Genomic DNA, 19,979 nt, shown 5'->3' with positions numbered 1-19,979 from the left:
TCTGGCAGTGATAGAAACACTTTGCAGGACCATGAATATGATGATGAAAAATACGACTCAACAAGAAAACTTATCCGCATTGATGGATGGTGAAATCGATGATGCCCGGCTCGAGGCGGCTATCGCTGAACTGATCGCGTCTGACGATAAGACGAACTGGGATATTTATCATCAGATCGGCGATGTGCTGCGGTCTGATGACCTGGCGCAGCCTATGAGTGCAGATTTTACGGCACGTTTTGCCGCACGCTTTGAGTCTGAGCCGGTGTTGCTGGTGCCAGCGCTGCATCAGCGTCAGGCAGATGCAGCTAAACCCGGACTGCGGCAGTCGCTGCTGCGCTCTTACGCTGGCGTGGCTGGTATCGCTGCGGCAGCCATGCTGGCATTGGTCATCGCACCTAAACTATTACAACCTGCGGCGGTCACTGAGCAGGCACCATTGGCAAGGAATGCCTCGCCTGAGTTGCAACTGGCCTCAGCGCGCGTGCGCACACCTGTGACGCCACAGGTGGCGGCGAGTGACAGCGCAGAGCAGACAGCAAAAACAGCTAATGGCAATCAAATGGAAATGCTGCGCGATCCGCGTATAGACAGCTACCTGATTGCGCATCAGCGCTTTTCACCCGCCATCAGTAGCGGTGCGCAGTATGTGACGCGCGCCAACGTTGTTACGCCGGCTGCGGAGAAATAACAAGATGTCTGGTCGTCGTCTCTATACCGCAGCGAACCTGGTATTACTGTGCACACTGAGCAGCCCGGTGTTCGCTGCAGAGAATGCGGAAGATAAGCGCGAGATTCAGCAAGTGCTGCGCAAGATACAAGCCTCTGCGCAAAAAATGAATTATTCCGGCACCTTTGTCTATCAGCAGGCGAGTCAGATCCGTACTTCCAGGATCACGCACTATCTTGATAGTGCTGGTGAGACTGAAAAACTGGAGATACTCGACGGTAAACCACGCGAATACATACGCAGAAATGACGAAGTCTCCTGCTATCTGCCGGACAGCAAAACCATACAGGTGGAAAAAGATGTCAGTCAGGAGTCTTTTCCTGCCTTGCTGACCCAGAATGCCCAGTATTTGCCTGATTTTTATACCATCCGTAAAGGTGAGATGAGCCGTGTGGCTGGTCTGGAATGTCAGACTTATTCGCTGGAACCCAAGGATGGATTCCGCTATGGCTATCGGCTGTGTGCAGAAAAATCTTCTGGTCTGATGTTGCGTGCACAGACCGTCAATCCTAAAAACGAAGTCATAGAGCAAATCGCATTCACGCAATTGCAAGTCAATGATATCGACAAGAATAAACTCAAGCCCAGTTTTCCACATGTGAGTCAGTGGCGTATTGAAAATCTGACGGTGCAATCCAATATACATTCTGGCTGGGTCGTTAAGGCTTTGCCTGCCGGCTTTACCAAAACCAAGGAACTGAAACGGGTGATTCCATCTCCCGCCAGTCCAGCCAGCTCCGCCAGCACTAACAACGCGTCCAATGCAGCAGCTAACAAAACAGCAAAATCGCATCAGGTGATACAGATGATGTTTTCTGATGGGCTGGCTGCCATGTCCGTTTTTATCGAGCCATATAGCGAGGGAAGAACGGAAGGCAGTCTGCAGCAGGGCGCCATGACTATCATGGGAAAACGTCAGGGCGAATACTGGCTGACCGTGGTCGGTGAAGTGCCGGTCAGTGCGATCCGTCAGGTCATGAATTCGATCGAGCTGAAAACAAATAAGTGATCAGTAATAAGTAAAAAGTAAAGGAAGTTGACTAACTATGAAAGCACAAACACTGTCTCCAGTAAAAAAAATGGTGTCCACTTTAGTAGTGAGTGCCTGTGTGGGCTTCGTTGCTCCGGCCGTCATGCAGCTGACACCAGTCGCAGTGGCTGCCGCACCCGTGGGTTTGCCGGATTTTACTGAGCTGGTCGAGAAATCGGGGCCGGCAGTCGTGAATATCCGCACCACAGAGAAAATCAGTCAGCAACAAGGTGCGGATGACGAGCAGCTGGAATTTTTCCGCCGCTTCTTTGGCATGCCGATTCCTAAGCAGAATCAAGCACCTCGCAAAGGTAAGCAAGCGCCACAGGAAGAAGAAGTGCCGCGCGGCGTAGGCTCAGGTTTCATTGTCTCTGCCGATGGCTATGTACTGACCAACGCACACGTGGTGGACGGCGCATCGGAAGTGTATGTCAAACTCACTGATAAACGCGAATTCAAAGCCAAGGTAGTCGGCAGTGATAAAGGTACCGATGTCGCGGTGCTGAAAATTGAGGCGAGTAAGCTGCCTAAGATCACCATCGGTGATTCGGACAAAATCAAGGCAGGTGAATGGGTGATCGCGATTGGTTCCCCATTCGATCTGGAAAATACCGTCACAGCAGGCATCATTTCTGCCAAGGCGCGTGATACAGGCGATTACGTGCCGCTGATACAGACTGACGTGGCTGTGAATCCCGGTAATTCCGGTGGCCCGCTGATCAATATGCGTGGTGAAGTCATTGGTATTAACTCCCAGATTTACAGCCGCTCCGGTGGTTACATGGGAATTTCCTTCGCCATCCCAATTGATGAAGCGATGCGTGTGGCTGAGCAGCTCAAGCAGCATGGCCGTGTATCGCGCGGCCGTATCGGCGTGCAGATGGGTGAAATGTCTAAGGAAATCGCAGAAAGCTTAGGCTTGCCAAAAGCACAGGGCGTACCGATTGCTGCGGTTGAACCAGGTTCGCCAGCTGAAAAAGCCGGTGTGCAGGATGGTGACGTGGTATTGAAATTCAATGGTCAGAATATTGAGACCCGTGCCGAATTGCTCAGAGCCGTAGGCGCTACCCGTCCTGGCAGCAAAGTCAGCATGAGTGTCTGGCGTAAAAATGCGATCAAAGAATTAACGCTGGTAGTCGCTGAACGTGATGCTGACAAGGTCGCGCAGAAAGCCGATAAAAAGCAAAAGAAAGAGCTGAGCAATTTACTCGGCGTGTATGTAACGGATCTGAATGAAGCACAAAAGAAAGCCTTGCCTGGCGGTGGTGTGGTGATCGAGTCCGTTGATGGTGCGGCAGCAGCCGTAGGTCTGCGTCCGGGTGATCTGATCCTGTCGCTGAACCAGGTCGATGTGAAAGATGCCAAGCAATTCAACGCCATGTTGAGTAAGCTGGAGCCTAAAAAACCAGCGGTGTTATTGGTAAAACGCGAAAATGCATCACAGTTTGTACTGATACGTCCGCAAGCGCAGTAAGGCCAACTGTAAGCAAGGTCTTAAGCCGCATCCTGAGCTGCCCCTGAGTGGGCAGCTTTTTTATTGCAGTTTGAATTTTCCATTTTGAGCAGCTTATTTTTCTAATGTCCCAGATTTGATGCGCCTGCTGGCCGTTTTTTGGCCTGGGAGCCGCATCAATCCTCAGTGTAAGAAGTTTTGACTGCGCTCCGGGGCACAAAATATACCAGTATTTTGCTGATCGGCATTTATAATGCCAGTCTTTAGCAATCTGACTGCAGGCAGCGCGATATGATCGCATTCACCCTCTATTCACGCAGCTATTGTCATTTGTGTGACGACATGCTGACCCAATTGAACAGCTACTCCCAGCAATATCCATTTACCGTGGATGTGCTGGATGTTGACGCCGATGAAGAACTGTTGAGTCTGTACGACGAACTGGTGCCCGTACTGGTCGGCCGTCATCCGGGTGGAGACGCACAGCGCATCTGTCATTACCACCTCGATGAAGTAGCGCTCAGACAGTTTTTTGCAAAGGTTTAAGATGGTCAAAAAGAAGCAGACGCCACAGGACGTACAGGGCGATGCAGTGCTACAGCAAACGCTGGCATTGTTCAGTCATGATGATTTACTGATTTGTGGCGTGGATGAAGCTGGTCGCGGGCCATTGGCTGGCAGTGTGGTGGCGGCAGCGGTGATACTGGATCCGGCGCGGCCAATTAACGGATTGCGCGATTCCAAAAAACTCAGCGAAGCGCAAAGGGATGCGCTGGCGGTGGAAATCAAGGAAAAAGCACTGGCGTGGGCGATTGCTGAAAGTTCAGTCGAGGAAATCGACCAGTTCAATATTTTGCAGGCGACCATGCTGGCGATGCGCCGTGCGGTCGAACAACTCAGCATTACCCCTGAGTTGGCACTGATCGATGGCAATCGCTGTCCGGTGATGGCGGTACGTTCTGAAGCTATCGTCAAGGGCGACGATAAAGTCCCGGCGATATCGGCCGCGTCTATCCTGGCTAAAACCGCCAGAGATCACGCCTTGCTGGACCTGCATCAGCTGTATCCGGATTACGCCTTCGATCAACACAAGGGCTATCCGACCGCATTGCACCTGGCACGCCTGCAACAGCATGGTGTCACACCGGTACATAGAAAATCATTTGGGCCAGTTAAGGCTTTGTTGGCATGAAACATATTACTTCGCGGGACAATCCGCTTTTCAAAGAACTCAGACAACTGGCGACGCAGGCGCAGGCACGCCGTAAAGCGGGCAAGACCTTGCTCGATGGTGTGCATTTGTGCCAGGCCTATGGCCAGCAGCTGGGCGCGCCTGAGCTGTGCGTGGTGTCTGAATCGGCTTTGGCGAACACGGAAGTCAATCAGCTGGTCAGCGCCAGCCTGCTCGATGCTGCGCAGAAAATATGTCTGCCGGATGCCTTGTATGAAACGCTCAGTCAGGTTGAACACGGCGTTGGCATCTTGTTCGTGGTGCCGACACCGGCTCGTGCCTTGCCTGCTGCACTCACAGAAACGGCAGTAGTACTCGATGGTCTGCAAGATCCGGGCAATCTGGGCTCGATACTGCGCAGTGCGGCCGCAGCCGGTATCCGCCATGTATTTTGCAGTAGCGGTACGGTGTCAGCCTGGTCGCCTAAGGTGATGCGGGCTGGCATGGGCGCACATTTTTTACTGCATATCTATGAGAATTGCGATCTGGGCGAGGTTCTGAACCGCAGCCAGATCCCGGTGCTGGCCACCAGTTCCCATACCAAGACCACTATTTACCAATCCGCTTTAAACCAGCCTGTGGTCTGGATGTTCGGCCATGAAGGGCAGGGCGTGTCTGCGGCGCTGATGGCGAAGGCCACCCAGGCTGTGACCATCCCACAACAGGCTGCGATAGAATCCCTGAATGTGGCTGCGAGTGCTGCGATTTGCTTTTTTGAGCAGGTCAGGCAGCAGTTAACTTAAAAATGCGTTGAAAAAAAAGACGCTCAAAAAACACTAAGGGCTGAACCCGCATTGCGTTCAGCCCTTAGGGCCTGTTAACATTTAAATTACGTGTGCGAAAGGGGTAAAACAGGTGCAGGGCTAGGCGCAGCCCGCGTAACAGTGTGATCACTGTCAGCGGGATGCAACAACGCCATGCGGCTGTTTTAACCCTTTCCCTCCGGGTTCAAGCCAAAACGCGTGCTAGACTGCGTTGCGTGTCTTGTCAGGGGCACCAGCCCTGACGGCGACACACGCCTTGCCAGCCCACGTTTTGGCTTGAACGCATCTCGCAATTTAATGTTAACAGGCCCTTAGTGTTTTTAAGTCTGCACTCAGTTAATAGACACGCACATCGGCTTTGATTTCCTGCAGGATGGTGGTGGAAATTTCCTCAATCGACTTGGCAGTTGAGGACAGCCAGCGTATGCCTTCACGCTTCATCATCGCTTCTGCTTCATTCACTTCGTAGCGGCAGTTTTCCAGCGACGCATATTTACTGCCTGGCCGACGCTCATTGCGGATTTCGCTCAGACGTTCCGGCGCAATACTTAATCCAAACATCTTGGCCTTAAATTCAGGCAGCACCGAAGGCAGCTTGCCGCGTTCAAAGTCATCCGGGATCAGCGGGTAATTGGCTGCCTTAATCCCATATTGCATCGCCAGATACAGACTGGTCGGTGTTTTTCCTGAACGCGAAACGCCGACCAATATCACATCAGCGGTAGACAGGTTCTTATTCGACTGACCATCATCATGCGCGAGCGAGAAATTGATCGCCTCGATACGGTTCTTATATTCTTCCGTGTCAGCGATATTGTGACTGCGGCCTATGGTGTGGGTGGATTTGATGCCCAACTCCTGCTCCAGCGGAGACACGAAAGTCTGGATCAGATCCATGTGCAAACCCTTGGATTGAAAAACAACATTCGCCAGTTCAGTCTTAACCAGGGTAGAGAACACGATAGGACGATTGCCTTCGGTGGTGTAGGCATCATTGATGCGGCGTAAGGCCTCATGGGCTTTATCCAGGGTATCCACAAAAGGCAGCCGGATTTGTCTGAACTTGAGGTCAAACTGCGTCAGTACGGAGTGGCCAAAGGTCTCAGCGGTAATACCAGTTCCATCTGAGACAAAGAAAACGGTGCGGTTGGCGATAGGATTATTATTGGTGGTGGATTCGCTCATGAGCTCTATGCATTAAGAATGCCAAAGGTGAAAAAAATTTCTGCTTGCGCGTCAATATATCATTCCAATATATTGTGCAGCAGCGATCCATTTTGCAGCACAGCATGTAAAATGCTGAAATAGCATGTGGTTCGTGACTGGCGACCAGAATAACAAAAATCAGGCCAGACACGAAGCAGTACAGATTTCTTACCATCAAAAAGAGGTTGTTATGTCCAACGCAGCAAATACTGAAGCAACTTATGTTGCCTCATTTGAGCATTTACGGATGACAGATGTTGAATCTGTCGGCGGTAAAAATGCATCTCTAGGCGAAATGATCAGCCAGCTGGCCACGGCCGGTGTGCGCGTACCAGGTGGTTTCGCGACCACGGCACAGGCTTTCCGTGACTTTTTGTCGCATAGCGAAAACGGCGGCTTGCCACTGGCTAAACGTATCGCTGACCGTCTGGAAACACTGGATATCGAAGACGTCAAGGAATTGGCGAAAGCCGGTGCTGAAATCCGTCAATGGATAATCGACACCCCATTCCAGCCGCGTCTGCAACAGGAAATTGAAGCGTTTTATAACAAGCTGGTGGCTGATTCTGTCGGTGAAGTCTCGTTTGCGGTACGTTCTTCCGCTACCGCAGAAGATTTGCCAGATGCGTCCTTTGCCGGTCAGCAGGAAACCTTCCTGAATGTGGTCGGCATAGAAAACGTATTGGAAGCCATGAAGCACGTGTTTGCTTCTCTCTACAATGACCGCGCAATTTCTTACCGCGTTCACAAAGGCTTTACCCATGCTGAAGTCGCCTTGTCTGCCGGTGTGCAGCGCATGGTGCGCTCCGACCTGGGCGCGGCCGGTGTGATGTTCACGATAGATACCGAATCCGGCTTTAAGGATGTGGTGTTTATCACCTCCAGCTATGGTCTGGGTGAAACCGTGGTGCAGGGCGCAGTGAATCCGGATGAATTCTATGTGCATAAGCCTATGCTGGAACAAGGCAAATTGCCGGTTATCCGCCGCAATATCGGTTCTAAACTGATCAAGATGGAATTCACTGGTGAAGCCAAGGCTGGCCGCTCCGTCAAAACAGTGGACGTACCAGTTGAAATGCGTAACCGCTACTCGCTGGACGACAACGAAGTGGTTGAGCTGGCCAAGTATGCCGTCATCATTGAGAAGCACTATGGTCGCCCTATGGATATCGAATGGGGTAAAGACGGTCGCGACGGTAAGCTGTACATCCTGCAGGCACGTCCTGAAACAGTCAAATCGCAGGAAAAAGCGACTGACGCGCAGCAACGCTTCAAACTCAAAGGCAGTGGCACTGTGCTCGCTTCCGGTCGCGCCATTGGCCAGAAGATCGGTGCTGGCCGCGTACGTGTGATTCACGACCCATCTGAAATGGAACGTGTGCAGCCGGGCGACGTGCTGGTAGCCGACATGACAGACCCAAACTGGGAACCTGTGATGAAGCGCGCATCCGCGATTGTGACTAACCGTGGTGGCCGCACTTGCCACGCTGCGATTATCGCGCGTGAACTGGGTGTGCCAGCGGTGGTTGGCTGCGGCGATGCAACCGATATGCTGAAAGATGGCACCCTGGTGACCGTATCTTGCGCCGAAGGTGACGAAGGTAAGATTTACGATGGTTTGCTGGAAACCGAAGTAACCGAAGAAGTCCGCGGTGAGTTGCCGAAGCTGCCTTTGAAAATCATGTTGAACGTGGGTAACCCACAACTGGCGTTTGATTTCCAGTCCGTCCCTAACGAAGGTGTGGGTCTGGCTCGTCTGGAATTCATCATCAATAACAATATTGGCGTGCATCCTAAGGCTATTCTTGAATATCCGAACATCGATCCGGCACTCAAGAAAGCAGTTGAATCGGTTGCGCGTGGCCATGCTTCGCCTAAAGCCTTTTATGTCGATAAACTGGCTGAAGGTGTGGCGACGATTGCAGCCGCATTCTGGCCTAAGAAAGTCATCGTGCGTTTGTCTGACTTTAAATCCAATGAGTATAAAAAACTGATAGGCGGTTCACGCTACGAACCGGATGAAGAAAATCCTATGCTGGGCTTCCGCGGAGCAGCGCGTTACCTGGCATCGGATTTTGCAGAATCCTTCGAAATGGAATGTCAGGCAATGAAGCGCGTACGCAATGACATGGGGCTGACCAACGTAGAAATCATGGTGCCTTTCGTACGTACTTTGGGTCAGGCTGAAAAAGTGGTCAACCTGCTCGCGCAGTATGGTCTGAAACGCGGCGAAAATGGCTTGCGTCTGATCATGATGTGCGAAGTTCCATCCAATGCGATCCTGGCAGAAGACTTCCTGCAACACTTCGATGGTTTCTCTATCGGTTCCAATGACCTGACTCAGCTCACTCTGGGTCTGGACCGTGATTCCGGTATGGAGTTACTGGCAGCTGACTTCGATGAACGTGATCCTGCGGTGCGTGCTTTGCTGTCACGCGCTATCGCTGCCTGCCGTAAACTCAATAAATATGTGGGTATTTGCGGTCAGGGTCCATCCGATCATCCGGATTTTGCCGAGTGGCTGATGCAGGAGGGCATAGAGTCGATTTCGCTGAATCCTGACTCTGTGGTCGATACCTGGCAAAAGCTGGCAAAGGTCGCTAAATAAGCAGGTACCTGAGCTAATTGGCAAACAGAAGTAATAATTTGTCGCCATGACTGAAAAACGCGGGCTGAACCTTGTTCAGTCCGCGTTTTTTATTGCTGTCACGCTGACTGGCAGTCATGCAACTTTCATAAAAACGGTGTATACATTAGGCAGCGATTACCGCTGATTTTTGTCGTTTTATTCACCAAAATGCATTACGTATTGCAATACTAATTGCAATGCCAATAAGAACAGGAGACAGAAACATGAGTGCTTGGACCCTATGGTGTATCGCAGCAGGTGTGGTAGTGAGTCTGGAACTGCTTACCGGTACTTTTTATTTATTAATGATAGCGCTGGGTTTAGCCGCTGCTGCTGTGGTCGCTTTTTTGGGCGCAGCCAGCGGTACGCAACTGATCGTGGCGGGTTTGGTAGGTGGTCTGGCCACACTGATACTGCATAAAAGCCCTTATGGCTGGAAACCAGGTCAGCAAGCGGCCCGTGATCCGAATGTGAATATGGATGTCGGCCAGCGCTTGCAGGTTGAGCAGTGGCGTGACCTGGGTGACGGCAGCTTTCAGGCCAGAACAATGTATCGCGGCGCGATGTGGGATGTCGAGCTGCATCACGGCGCAGGATTGCCTGGCTCGTATCAGATACAGGAAGTACAGGGTAGTCGTCTGATTGTCAGACCAGTCTGAGTTTGCTGAATACTGGCAGCAGTGGTTTGCATGTAGTAGCTGAATGCGAAACGATCACAGATACATCGTTTCGACTTTTTCTCTCAATAACAATAAAGGTAATAACATGGAAAATATCGGTGGAGTGGCTCTGATACTGTTCATCATGGCTCTGGTGTTCGTCATCAAAACGATTAACGTCGTGCCTCAACAGCATGCCTGGGTGGTAGAACGTCTGGGGAAATATCATGCAACTTTAGGACCAGGTTTGAATATTGTGGTTCCTTTCATAGACCGCATTGCTTACAAACACAGCCTCAAAGAAATCCCGCTGGATGTACCGCCACAAGTCTGTATTACCAGAGACAATACGCAATTGCAGGTCGATGGGATTTTATATTTTCAGATTACTGATGCAATGCGCGCCTCGTATGGCTCATCAAATTACATTGCGGCGATTACTCAGCTCGCGCAAACCACCTTGCGTTCTGTGATCGGTAAGATGGAACTGGACAAAACCTTTGAAGAGCGCGATCACATCAATACCACAATCGTGAGTGCGATCGATGAGTCTGCAGCTAACTGGGGCGTCAAGGTTTTACGCTATGAAATCAAGGACTTAACGCCACCTAAAGAAATTTTACATGCGATGCAGGCACAGATTACAGCCGAGCGTGAAAAGCGTGCACTGATCGCCGCTTCCGAAGGCCGTAAGCAGGAACAGATTAATATCGCTAACGGTGAACGCGAAGCAGCTATTGCCCGCTCTGAGGGCGAAAAACAGGCATCGATTAACCGTGCCGAAGGTCAGGCAGCTGCGATTTTATCGATTGCTGAAGCGAGTGCTGAAGCGATACGTAAGACTGCAGCGGCGATCCAGTCACCGGGCGGAGCCGATGCGGTCAACTTGAAGGTAGCAGAGCAGTATGTAGGTGCGTTTGGCAATCTGGCGAAGACCAACAATTCGATTATCGTACCGGCTAACCTCGGCGATATGAGCGGCTTGATTGCGACCGCGATGCAAGTGATCAAAACCCAGCCTGCTGCCAGTCCTGGTACGGCTAAAGTCGTTGCGAATCAAACTCGTGGCGGTGTCTGAGCAGCTATGCGTACTTTCTGAATAGCTCTGGAAGTCTCTGAAATCGTTCAACAGCGCGCTACAAAACGATTTCAGATGCAAGGCGCTTTTCCAATTCCCTGTCCGACAGCCATGAAGAGCCAGATATCAAGCTCGCCATGGCTGTTTTCAATTCAGCAGCCAGATGCTGCCGCCTCAAGTGCGTTAATGTTAATCACTGCAAAAGTTCTGGAAATTTCAAAAAAGAAATTTGTGGTTCGGAAACTTTTCACATAAGCTGAACTAGCCATCAGGTGCTGAATGTACGCAGGCAGCATCTGTGTTTTGCTCATTCACTTTGTGGAAGGCTCATGTATGCAAGGATCAATTTTTACCGCGCTGTCCGATATGGTCATCGAAAAACTGGGCATGCCTATGTGGGACGAAGTGCTGACTGAACTTAATCCCGCTTCAGGTGGGATTTATACGTCAGGGCAGCAATATGAGGATGCAGAGTTGTTGGCCTTGGTGGCTTTGCTGTCTCAAAAAACAAATTTGCCAGCCACGCAGTTAGTTGAGGCCTTCGGTGAATTTTTGTTTTCCCGTCTTTACAACTCGCTTCCGCCGGAATTACGTCAGCTAAATGATTTACGTCCTTTTTTGCTGTCGGTTGATAAAGTGATTCATAAGGAAGTACGGCGCTTGTATCCGGATGCCTATTTGCCCAGCTTCGACTATGACAATAGCAATGAGCAAATGCTGGTGATGTATTACCAGTCCAAACGTAAGCTGTGTCATGCTGCGGTAGGTTTGATAAAAGGGGCGGCAGCGCAGTTTTCGCAGCAAGTGCAGATAGAACACCCCGAGTGTATGCATGATGGCGCGGAACGCTGCCGCTTACACATACATTTCCATCAGCCATGAGCGAAGCTGATGCATATCTGCGTGCCTATCAGCGCGAGCGCCAGGCCAGGTTATTGGCTGAAAAACTGCTGGATGAAAAAACCAGGGTTTTGTACGACAAAGTACTGGAGTTAAACGAGACACTGGGCAATTTGCAGCATACCCGTAACCAGTTGCTGCAGACAGAAAAGCTGGCTGCCATGGGCCAGCTCACTTCGGGACTAGCCCATGAAATCAATAATCCGATTGGCTTTTGTATTAGTAACGTCAAGTGTCTGCGTGAATGGTCAGCGCAATTGATAGCACTGGCTCAGCATGCTGAGGCACTGGACAACACCCCGACTGCTGCCCAGCTCAGCAATTTGCGGACTACCTTGGAACAGCTGGACTTGCCTTACCTGCAGGAGGAATTGCCCATTTTACTGGATGAGACCGAGCATGGCCTGTCACGGGTACGCGATCTGATCAGTAAGCTGCAGCAATACACGGAACTTGGGCAGCAGCAAGAGCAGAGCATCAGTCTGCACAGCAGCATTGCGATGGCGCTGGCGACACTTGGTGAGCATAAGCAGCAATGCCATATTGAAAAAATCCTCGGGTCCGATATTGTTGTGATTGGCAATGAGCTGGAAGTTCAACTGATACTCAGCCATTTACTCAATAATGCCGTTGATGCCTGTCATGGAAAGGGATTGATACGGCTGGTGCTCAGGTCACATACTGAACAGGACAGGGAATGGGCCATCATTGAAGTCATCGACTCAGGCTGTGGCATCGCCGCCGAAAATCTGCAAAGGATATTTGATCCTTTTTTTTCAACCAAGGATGTAGGACACGGAACCGGGCTTGGTTTGTCGATGAGTTACAGCATTGCAATCAAACATGGGGGCAGCCTGAGCGTGCAAAGTCAGCTTGGTCAGGGCAGTTGCTTTAGCTTGCAATTGCCGCTTGCACCTGTTGTTTAGTTAAGGCGTGCGAACGGCCAGATTTTCTTGTACTTAGACCAGGGCGGCAACCGGTAAGCACAAACGCAGTGCATACCGGCTGGCAGGGGGCAACATTCGGTTTAGCAGCAGCGCCTACATTGTTCGCGCCTCTTGTCGCCGTACAGCGTTGTATATGTTGTTAAAACCAGGCATGTCAGGAAAAGTTTCTAAATTTTTACATTTTTCATCCTGACTGTTCCCCACAGAAGCGCAGGATTCACCTACCATATGGTCTAAGCCGTATCCTCGCTCCCTGCTATTTTTTTACCCATGAAATTCAAATATCTGATTGCCGCCGCGTTAAGTCTGAGCGGCATTGCTGGCGCAGCTTATCTCTACCAATCCCCTTCGCACAGTGAGGCTCAGGTGCTTGCCGAATCGGCCACTGCTCAGGCGGAATTGCCGGAAGAATTACCCGCCTTGCTCAAGGCCTACCGCCAGACCATCGTCTTGCTGGCGGATGAAAAAACCTTGAATGAGAAAGAACGCAAAGAAGCGATACGGGTAGGCAGCGCCTTGTTTCACGATAATCTGGCGCGTTTGAAAAAGCTGGAGGCAAGGCTGGAGCAAACATCCAGCCAGGTCGCCAGCCAGCGCCTCAGTTATGTGGATGGCATACTCAATTACATAGAATCGGGCGACAACTTATACGATGCCGACCGCCTTGCCTTCCGCGAGGTGCTCACGTATTTGCAGCGGCTGGTGGCGAAAGAACAGACCCTGCCAGCAGTCAAGCAGCATAAGCGCATCTCGGAAGATTTGAGTGCGCTGGCAGACATAGAGCAAAACTATGACCAGGAACTCAAGGCGATTTTCGCGCGTTTTGAAACCCGCGCTATTGAGCTTAAACGTGAGAAGTGGGATGACTATCTCGCCAAGCTCAGGAAAATTTATCAGCGCGAGCAGATACTGAAAGATTACGGCGTGATTCTGCCTTATCCGGACATTCCGGATGCGAGTGCTGAAAAAGAGATATTCGGCCGTGGTTTGCCGCCAAAAACCGTGGTGCTGAGTTTCGATGATGGTCCGCATGCCAGTTATACCCAGGAGATCGCCGCGATACTGAAGCAATACAATGTGCCTGCGGTCTTTTTTGAAGTCGGTCGTAACGTTGGCAGCATTGATGCTCAGGGCAAGGAAAAGCTAAATAAAAATGCGGAGATCAGCAAAAGTCTGAAAGCAGCAGGCCATGCCCTGGCGAATCACAGCTACAGTCACGCCTTATTGTCGAAAGAAAGTGGCGACAATCTGCGCGCTGAAATCGGACAGACCGATCAGTTACTCAAAGCGATAGATCCCGGCCGCTCGCCCTTATTCCGCTTTCCTTACGGTGCGAAGAACAAAGAGGGTATGGAATTACTGAGCAAGCTGGGTCTGCGCTCGGTGATGTGGAATATCGATTCGCTGGACTGGGCCGACCCGGTACCGAATTCTATCGTAGAACGTGTGCTGTCCTCAGTCGAAAAAGAGCAGCGCGGCATCATCCTGTTCCATGATATCCATGAACGTACCGTCAAGGCCTTGCCGCTGGTGCTGGATAAACTGATTGCGGATGGTTATCGCTTTGCGGCCTGGGATGGCAGCGAATTCAAGGTCGGTAAGGAGCGTCAGGCCGCACCGGAAAAAGTCAGTCTGGGCAGCGAGTATCAGGATAGCTGGGCCGTGGTGATCGGCATTAACGATTATCAGAAATGGCCTAAGCTGCAATATGCAGTACAGGATGCCAATGCGATTCGCGACACCCTGATTAACCGCTTTGGTTTTGCCAGAGAAAAGGTGATTACGCTGAGTAATGCGGAAGCCACGCGCAATCATATACTGGCCGCATTTCATGATCAGTTAGGTCATGGAAAACTGAAAAAAGATGATCGCGTCTTTATCTTTTTCGCAGGGCATGGTGCCACCCGTCAGCTGAGTTCGGGACGTAACCTGGGGTATATCATTCCGGTCGATTCTGATCCGGCGCAGTTGTCGGTTGATGCAATTCCGATGACGGATTTGCAGAATATTGCAGAAAACCTGCAGGCTAAGCATGTGTTCTTTGTCATGGATGCCTGTTATAGCGGGCTGGGACTCACGCGTGGCGGTAATGCCGCCTTCCTGAAAGATAATGCGAAACGCCTGGGGCGTCAGATGCTGACTGCCGGTGGTGCCGATCAGTTAGTGGCAGATGGTGGCCCGAATGGGCATTCCGTGTTTACCTGGACTTTGCTGCAGGCTCTGAACGGTAAGGCGGATCTGAATGGGGATGGCATCATTACCGCCACGGAGCTGGCCGCGTATACAGCACCGGCGGTCGCAGGCATGTCAGCGCAGACGCCTGCCTTTGGCAGCTTGCCAGGCTCAGAGGGTGGCGAATTTGTATTTGAACTGCGTGCCGAAACTGAATATTTAAGTGCCAAAACCAACCAACTGTCTTCTGAAGAAATCGCACTGAATAATAAACTCAGTGTGGTGGCCGCCAAGCCGGGCAGTGAGGCGCCGATAGTGATTAAGAACCTCAATGGCGGTGAACAGAAAATTTCCGCCCCTAAGCTGGTGCAGGGCTCCTCACGTCAATTGGCACAAAGAGCGAATGATCAGGGTCTGCAATTCTACAAAGAGAAGCAATATGCCGAGGCGGAAGCGGCCTTCACCGAGGCGCTCAAATATCGTCCTGACTTTGCACTGGCGGCCAATAATCTGGGCTTTGTTTATTTTAAACAGCAGAAATATCCTGAGGCGGCACGCTGGTTTGAAAACACCATCAGCATGGATCCTTCACGGGCCATCGCCTATATGAACCTGGGCGATGCGCTGGCGCGTAGCGCTGACAAAGAGAAGGCCAGAAAAGCCTATCAAAGCTATCTGGAGCTGGCGCCGAACAGCAGTAATGTCAGTTATGTGCGCGAGGCGCTGAAAAAGCTGGATTAATACAGTAGCTGCTGATTTGTCTGTATTCAGGCCAGCAATCACGGTCTTTCAAATTAAAGATATCAGGCACAAAACAAAAGCGGACACCAGTTGGTGTCCGCTTTTGTTTTAGCTGCTTAGCCGCGCTGGGCCTTTGATGGACAGGCTCAACGGCTACCGATGCGGGTCTCACCAAACAAGGCTTTCTGATCACGCGGCTGAGAGCGCCAGTATTGTGGCGGGGCCTCAACGGTTCCGCCCAGTTTGGCGGCGGCATGCCAGGGCCAGTGCGGGTCATACAGAATGCCACGTGCGATCGCGATCAGGTCGGCCTGTTGATCTTGCAGGATTTGTTCCGCATGTTCAGGCTCAGTAATCAGCCCAACCGCAATCACAGGTAAGTGGCTGACCGCAGCTTTGATTGCCGCGGCAAAATGCACCTGATAGCCGGGCTCCAGCGGGATTTGCTGGCGTGGTGATAAACCACCGCTGGACACATGAATAAACGCGCAGCCGCGTTGTTCCAGGGCTTGCGCCAAAACGATACTTTGCGCCAGATCCCAGCCGCCTTCCACCCAGTCGCTGGCGGAAATCCTGACGCCGACCGGATAATCTGCTGGCAGCGCAGCCTTGACCGCATCGACGATTTCCAAAGGCAAGCGCATGCGGTTTTCCAGACTGCCGCCGTATGCATCTTCGCGCTGATTGGATAAGGGCGATAAAAACTGATGCATCAGATAACCGTGGGCTGCATGCAGCTCTATGCTGTCTATGCCCAGACGATGGGCGCGTACTGCAGCATCGACAAAGGCGCGTTTAACGCGTGCGATGCCAGCCTGATCGAGCGCAAGCGGTGGGGTTTCAGTCGCGCCATGTGGAATGGCAGAGGCTGACCAGGTTGACCAGCCGCCATTTTGCGCTTGTAGTAACTGACCGCCTTCCCACGGAACTTGGCTCGAAGCTTTGCGTCCCGCGTGCGCCAGCTGAATTGCAAGCGGCATGTTGGAATAGCGGCGCACAGCTTGTAATACTTTGCATAAGGCTGCTTCGGTTTCATCTGACCATAAACCCACATCGGCCGGCGAAATCCGCCCATCCGGCTCTACGGCAGTCGCCTCGATAATCAGCAAGCCTGCACCGGACAGCGCGAGACTGCCTAAGTGCATCAGATGCCAGTCACTGACGATACCGTCCTGCGCTGAATACTGGCACATAGGCGCAATCACGATGCGGTTGTTGAGTTTGAGTGTTCCTAACTGGGTTGGGGTGAAAAGCAGACTCATGGGCAGGGGCTTTCTTTCTTGAGTAGCGAGAGCGGGGTGCTCTTTACGGCCAGCTATTATGCCGAAACTGCGGCCGCCTTGCTGAGTGCATGCAGTTTAGCGCTGAGCGCAAGCCAGGCTGGTCTTTTCCTGCTGACGTTTGAGTTTTTGTCTGGCCTTCGCTTCTTTAGCAGGCGTTGCCTGACGCAAGTCTTCTTTCGCCCAGCGCAGTTGCAGGCTGGCTTTATCACAGGCTAGTTTTTGTCGTTCCGTTTTTGCGGCTATGCTGCGCTGTTGTTTTGCCGCCAGTTCGGTTTCGTGTTGGCGCTGCTGATCGATACGGCGCAATTCTTCCTGTTGCTGTTTGAGCCGGGTGCGTGCTGCGGCGCTATCCTGAGCCGTGGGCTGGGACGCAGGCTGCACCGTTCCGGCTGCCTGCTGGTCTGGGCGACAGGGTGTTTCCTGATACACGGTTTGTCCCTGACTGATGCAGCGATAAGTCTCGGCACGGACAGTGGCTGCGTTTAACAGCAGCATCAAACTGACTAGCGTAGTGGCGTGGATAGCGCAGATGGTGTGCATGAGTTGACTCCCTGTTCTGCAAGCCCGCAACGCTGTTACAGTATTTTGCCCGGATTCATAAGATTGAGCGGGTCGAGTGCTTGCTTGATCGTACGCATTAAAAGCATTTCGGTGGGACTGGTATATTTTGCCAGATCAGCGCGCTTCATGGCACCGATACCGTGCTCAGCAGAGATGGAACCGTGGAATAACTGCACCTGATCGTGCACCAGCGTCGTGATTTGTTTTTCTGCGGAAAAAAAAGCCTCTTTGTTGTCGCTTGGCGGTGACACGTTGTAATGCAAATTGCCGTCGCCCATATGCCCGAAGCACACTACCTGGCAGGCTGGAAAGTGCTGCTGTAGCAAAGCATCAGTTTGAGCTATAAAAGCCGGGATGGCAGAAATAGGGACGGAAATATCATGCTTGAGATTTTTACCCTCAGCGGCTTGCGCCATCGAGATGTTTTCACGCAAGGCCCACAACTGGCGCGCCTGTTGCAATGATCCTGCAATGGCGGCATCGCTGATCAGCCCGGCTTCCAGCAAGTGTTGTAACAGCTGTTCCATCGCTGCATTGGCATGCTGTTCGGATTCCTGATCCGATAATTCCAGCAAAATATAGTAGGGCGCAGCCGTTGCCAGCGGTGCCGTACTGCCCGGCAGATGTTTCAGCACTAACTTGAGGCAGATGTGCGCCATCAGTTCAAAGGTGGTCAGCATGGCGCCCAGCGCCTGACTTGCCGCACGCAAGATCTGCAAGGCTTGCTGCGGGGATTCCAGCGCGAGCCAGGCTGTTTTTTGCGCTGCCGGTTTGGGGTAGAGCTTCAGTACGGCGGCGGTGATGATGCCCAGCGTTCCCTCCGAGCCTATATACAGCTGACGCAAATCGTAGCCGGTATTGTCTTTCCTGAGACCGCTGAGTCCATGCCAGATTTGCCCGGCGGGGCTGACCACTTCCAGGCCCAGACAGAGTTCACGTGTATTACCATATCGAAGCACGGCGGTGCCGCCTGCATTCGAGGCCAGGTTGCCGCCTATGGTGCAACTGCCTTCGGAAGCCAGCGACAGCGGAAATAACAGACCGGCCGCGTCAGCCGCCTGTTGTACCTGCGCCAGTGTGCAGCCTGCTTCCGCAATCAGTGTGAAATTACCGGCATCGACAGCGCGTATCTGCGTCATACGTCGCAAAGATAAAATGATGGCACGTCCTTGCTGATCAGGGATGGAGCCGATCACCAGTCCGGTATTCCCACCTTGCGGCACGACAGGCACCTGATGCGTATGACACAGCGCGACGATGGCCGCGACTTCGTCGGTATTGCCGGGCCGGATGACAGCCAATGCCTTGCCTTGTACCCGGCGTCGCCACTCAGTTTCGTAAGGCGTCTTGTCCTGCTCTGCGGTCAGCACATTCGCGTGGCCCACGCACAGGCAACAGGCTGCTAGAAAATCATCCATGTTGTTCGTTATTCTGTTGCGCGAGTTTCGCTTTCTGTGCTGCTTTGGCAGCCCGTTTGATGGGGCGCAGATAGGCCGCAACACCGATGAAATACAATAGCGCCAGGCATAACTCTGCCAGTGCCAGTGCGGCAGACAGACGAGACTGATCACTATAGGCACGCACCACGCCTTCGGTGAAATACAGCCAGATCAGCATGGTGGTCCATTGCATGGTGTAGTTGTCGCGCTTTAAGACAGCGCGTAAAGGCAGTAATAAGGGCAGGGCTTTGAGTGCCATAAAGCTGCCGCCTGCGCGCAGCGGAGCCAGCCATAGCTCCCAGGCGATGCAGAGCACGATTAAGGCGAGCAGACTCAGGCAAGCGAGCCGGTGAAAGTGTTGTTGGCTGCGGCTGATCATGTGGATGCTGCCAGTTTGCGCGCGTTTTGCGCCAGACGTTTGCCGAGAGCGATCGCCAGTCTGCGGCTTTCATCGGTCGGCGCTTTCTTGCCATCCAGTCCGGACCAGTGCGTCGCGCCATAGGGGCTGCCGCCGCTGGATGTCAGCATCAGATCTGCCTCGCTGTAAGGGATGCCAAGCACCAACATGCCATGGTGGTAGAGTGGCAGCATCATGCTGAGTAAGGTCGATTCCTGGCCACCATGCAGGCTGCCGGTCGAAGTGAACACGCAGCCCGGCTTACCGGCCAGCGTACCGGACAGCCAGTCGGCACTGGTACCATCCCAAAAGTACTTCATTGCAGCGGCCATATTGCCAAAGCGGGTAGGTGAACCAACAGCGAGACCGGCGCAGTCTGCCAGGTCCTGCAATTCCACATAAGGCGCGCCGCTGTCGGGAATGCCTGGTGCGCTTGCCTCAGTATCACTGGATACGGGTGGCACTGTACGCAGGCGGGCATCGCAATTGGGTACGCTTTCTATCCCTTGCGCTATCCATTCAGCGATTTTGCGGGTACTGCCATGGCGCGAATAATATAAAACCAGCAGGGTAAGTGGAGTGGATGAATGACTCATCGGTCGTCTTTCTAAAAATCTCAATATTTCAGTATCTCAGAACACGCTGCGAAACAGCGTCTGCATACCGAGCATGCTGAACATGCGGCATACCGTGGTTTCCGTTTCGCATAGAGCCTATATTATGAAGCTTTATGCTTGTAATCTCATTAAACTCATTAAA

General features: G+C 52.2%; 18 protein-coding genes. 12 read left to right on the top strand and 6 right to left on the bottom strand.

The window, feature by feature from the left end; all coding sequences use genetic code 11:
• Positions 1-37 precede the first annotated feature (37 nt).
• From EYB48_RS02575 to EYB48_RS02550, 6 genes are all read left to right on the top strand, one after another.
• Positions 38-691 (top strand): sigma-E factor negative regulatory protein, encoded by a 654-nt coding sequence (locus tag EYB48_RS02575; RefSeq protein WP_162018703.1) that lies wholly within the window; start codon positions 38-40, stop codon positions 689-691.
• 4 nt (positions 692-695) lie between these two features.
• The gene (locus tag EYB48_RS02570) at positions 696-1,739 is read left to right on the top strand and encodes a MucB/RseB C-terminal domain-containing protein (protein WP_162018702.1); all 1,044 of its coding nucleotides are present in this window, start codon (positions 696-698) and stop codon (positions 1,737-1,739) included.
• Between the two features lie 37 nt (positions 1,740-1,776).
• Positions 1,777-3,234, top strand: coding sequence for a DegQ family serine endoprotease (locus EYB48_RS02565; RefSeq protein ID WP_235934845.1), 1,458 nt, complete (start codon positions 1,777-1,779; stop codon positions 3,232-3,234).
• Between the two features lie 270 nt (positions 3,235-3,504).
• Positions 3,505-3,759, top strand: coding sequence for a glutaredoxin family protein (locus EYB48_RS02560; RefSeq protein WP_162018701.1), 255 nt, complete (start codon positions 3,505-3,507; stop codon positions 3,757-3,759).
• Between the two features lies 1 nt (position 3,760).
• The gene (gene rnhB / locus EYB48_RS02555) at positions 3,761-4,405 is read left to right on the top strand and encodes a ribonuclease HII (RefSeq protein ID WP_162018700.1); all 645 of its coding nucleotides are present in this window, start codon (positions 3,761-3,763) and stop codon (positions 4,403-4,405) included.
• Positions 4,402-5,187 carry a TrmH family RNA methyltransferase gene (locus EYB48_RS02550; RefSeq protein ID WP_162018699.1) on the top strand — a complete coding sequence of 262 codons (786 nt, stop codon included), beginning with the start codon at positions 4,402-4,404 and terminating at the stop codon, positions 5,185-5,187. Before rnhB ends, EYB48_RS02550 begins: the two co-directional genes overlap by 4 nt.
• Positions 5,188-5,544: 357 nt before the next feature.
• Here EYB48_RS02550 and ppsR read toward each other — a convergent pair whose 3' ends face one another.
• The gene (gene ppsR / locus EYB48_RS02545; RefSeq protein WP_162018698.1) at positions 5,545-6,393 is read right to left on the bottom strand and encodes a posphoenolpyruvate synthetase regulatory kinase/phosphorylase PpsR; all 849 of its coding nucleotides are present in this window, start codon (positions 6,391-6,393) and stop codon (positions 5,545-5,547) included.
• 211 nt (positions 6,394-6,604) lie between these two features.
• On the opposite strand from ppsR, the gene ppsA reads away from it, so the two are divergent.
• From ppsA to EYB48_RS02515, 6 genes are all read left to right on the top strand, one after another.
• Positions 6,605-9,022, top strand: a complete 2,418-nt coding sequence (gene ppsA / locus EYB48_RS02540) for a phosphoenolpyruvate synthase (protein ID WP_162018852.1) — start codon at positions 6,605-6,607, stop codon at positions 9,020-9,022.
• A gap of 245 nt (positions 9,023-9,267) precedes the next feature.
• Complete coding sequence (locus EYB48_RS02535) at positions 9,268-9,702, top strand: NfeD family protein (RefSeq protein WP_162018697.1); 435 nt, start codon at positions 9,268-9,270, stop codon at positions 9,700-9,702.
• Positions 9,703-9,808: 106 nt separating this feature from the next.
• Positions 9,809-10,780, top strand: coding sequence for an SPFH domain-containing protein (locus EYB48_RS02530; RefSeq protein ID WP_162018696.1), 972 nt, complete (start codon positions 9,809-9,811; stop codon positions 10,778-10,780).
• A 333-nt stretch (positions 10,781-11,113) separates the two neighbouring features.
• Positions 11,114-11,662 (top strand): heme NO-binding domain-containing protein, encoded by a 549-nt coding sequence (locus EYB48_RS02525; protein ID WP_162018695.1) that lies wholly within the window; start codon positions 11,114-11,116, stop codon positions 11,660-11,662.
• Positions 11,659-12,606: a sensor histidine kinase gene (locus EYB48_RS02520; RefSeq protein ID WP_162018694.1), complete on the top strand. Its 948-nt coding sequence runs from the start codon at positions 11,659-11,661 to the stop codon at positions 12,604-12,606. The genes EYB48_RS02525 and EYB48_RS02520 overlap by 4 nt, the downstream gene beginning before the upstream one ends.
• 291 nt (positions 12,607-12,897) lie before the next feature.
• Positions 12,898-15,540 (top strand): polysaccharide deacetylase family protein, encoded by a 2,643-nt coding sequence (locus tag EYB48_RS02515; RefSeq protein ID WP_162018693.1) that lies wholly within the window; start codon positions 12,898-12,900, stop codon positions 15,538-15,540.
• 146 nt (positions 15,541-15,686) lie between these two features.
• Here EYB48_RS02515 and EYB48_RS02510 read toward each other — a convergent pair whose 3' ends face one another.
• The 5 genes from EYB48_RS02510 to wrbA form a co-directional block, all read right to left on the bottom strand.
• Positions 15,687-16,802 carry an NADH:flavin oxidoreductase/NADH oxidase gene (locus EYB48_RS02510; RefSeq protein ID WP_162018692.1) on the bottom strand — a complete coding sequence of 372 codons (1,116 nt, stop codon included), beginning with the start codon at positions 16,800-16,802 and terminating at the stop codon, positions 15,687-15,689.
• 96 nt (positions 16,803-16,898) lie between these two features.
• Positions 16,899-17,363, bottom strand: coding sequence for a DUF4124 domain-containing protein (locus EYB48_RS02505; protein ID WP_162018691.1), 465 nt, complete (start codon positions 17,361-17,363; stop codon positions 16,899-16,901).
• A gap of 35 nt (positions 17,364-17,398) precedes the next feature.
• Positions 17,399-18,802: an FAD-binding oxidoreductase gene (locus tag EYB48_RS02500; RefSeq protein WP_162018690.1), complete on the bottom strand. Its 1,404-nt coding sequence runs from the start codon at positions 18,800-18,802 to the stop codon at positions 17,399-17,401.
• Positions 18,795-19,202, bottom strand: coding sequence for a DUF2069 domain-containing protein (locus tag EYB48_RS02495; RefSeq protein ID WP_162018689.1), 408 nt, complete (start codon positions 19,200-19,202; stop codon positions 18,795-18,797). Before EYB48_RS02495 ends, EYB48_RS02500 begins: the two co-directional genes overlap by 8 nt.
• Positions 19,199-19,816: an NAD(P)H:quinone oxidoreductase gene (wrbA, locus tag EYB48_RS02490; protein WP_162018688.1), complete on the bottom strand. Its 618-nt coding sequence runs from the start codon at positions 19,814-19,816 to the stop codon at positions 19,199-19,201. The genes EYB48_RS02495 and wrbA overlap by 4 nt, the downstream gene beginning before the upstream one ends.
• Positions 19,817-19,979 lie beyond the last annotated feature (163 nt).

Origin of the sequence: Cognatundibacterium crateris (assembly GCF_010078235.1) — a bacterium.
Lineage (GTDB): Bacteria > Pseudomonadota > Gammaproteobacteria > Burkholderiales > Burkholderiaceae_D > Undibacterium > Undibacterium crateris.
This window is presented reverse-complemented; position numbering and strand designations above follow the sequence as displayed.

What these genes read in the sequence shown, in the direction of transcription:
- EYB48_RS02570 (WP_162018702.1), top strand. Translation starts at nt 696, where the DNA reads ATGTCTGGTCGTCGTCTCTATACCGCAGCGAACCTGGTATTACTGTGC.
- EYB48_RS02500 (WP_162018690.1), bottom strand. Translation starts at nt 18,802, where the DNA reads ATGGATGATTTTCTAGCAGCCTGTTGCCTGTGCGTGGGCCACGCGAAT.
- EYB48_RS02520 (WP_162018694.1), top strand. Translation starts at nt 11,659, where the DNA reads ATGAGCGAAGCTGATGCATATCTGCGTGCCTATCAGCGCGAGCGCCAG.
- ppsR (WP_162018698.1), bottom strand. Translation starts at nt 6,393, where the DNA reads ATGAGCGAATCCACCACCAATAATAATCCTATCGCCAACCGCACCGTT.
- EYB48_RS02530 (WP_162018696.1), top strand. Translation starts at nt 9,809, where the DNA reads ATGGAAAATATCGGTGGAGTGGCTCTGATACTGTTCATCATGGCTCTG.
- rnhB (WP_162018700.1), top strand. Translation starts at nt 3,761, where the DNA reads ATGGTCAAAAAGAAGCAGACGCCACAGGACGTACAGGGCGATGCAGTG.
- ppsA (WP_162018852.1), top strand. Translation starts at nt 6,605, where the DNA reads ATGTCCAACGCAGCAAATACTGAAGCAACTTATGTTGCCTCATTTGAG.
- EYB48_RS02560 (WP_162018701.1), top strand. Translation starts at nt 3,505, where the DNA reads ATGATCGCATTCACCCTCTATTCACGCAGCTATTGTCATTTGTGTGAC.
- EYB48_RS02575 (WP_162018703.1), top strand. Translation starts at nt 38, where the DNA reads ATGATGATGAAAAATACGACTCAACAAGAAAACTTATCCGCATTGATG.
- EYB48_RS02565 (WP_235934845.1), top strand. Translation starts at nt 1,777, where the DNA reads ATGAAAGCACAAACACTGTCTCCAGTAAAAAAAATGGTGTCCACTTTA.
- EYB48_RS02505 (WP_162018691.1), bottom strand. Translation starts at nt 17,363, where the DNA reads ATGCACACCATCTGCGCTATCCACGCCACTACGCTAGTCAGTTTGATG.
- EYB48_RS02515 (WP_162018693.1), top strand. Translation starts at nt 12,898, where the DNA reads ATGAAATTCAAATATCTGATTGCCGCCGCGTTAAGTCTGAGCGGCATT.
- EYB48_RS02525 (WP_162018695.1), top strand. Translation starts at nt 11,114, where the DNA reads ATGCAAGGATCAATTTTTACCGCGCTGTCCGATATGGTCATCGAAAAA.
- EYB48_RS02550 (WP_162018699.1), top strand. Translation starts at nt 4,402, where the DNA reads ATGAAACATATTACTTCGCGGGACAATCCGCTTTTCAAAGAACTCAGA.
- EYB48_RS02535 (WP_162018697.1), top strand. Translation starts at nt 9,268, where the DNA reads ATGAGTGCTTGGACCCTATGGTGTATCGCAGCAGGTGTGGTAGTGAGT.
- EYB48_RS02495 (WP_162018689.1), bottom strand. Translation starts at nt 19,202, where the DNA reads ATGATCAGCCGCAGCCAACAACACTTTCACCGGCTCGCTTGCCTGAGT.
- EYB48_RS02510 (WP_162018692.1), bottom strand. Translation starts at nt 16,802, where the DNA reads ATGAGTCTGCTTTTCACCCCAACCCAGTTAGGAACACTCAAACTCAAC.
- wrbA (WP_162018688.1), bottom strand. Translation starts at nt 19,816, where the DNA reads ATGAGTCATTCATCCACTCCACTTACCCTGCTGGTTTTATATTATTCG.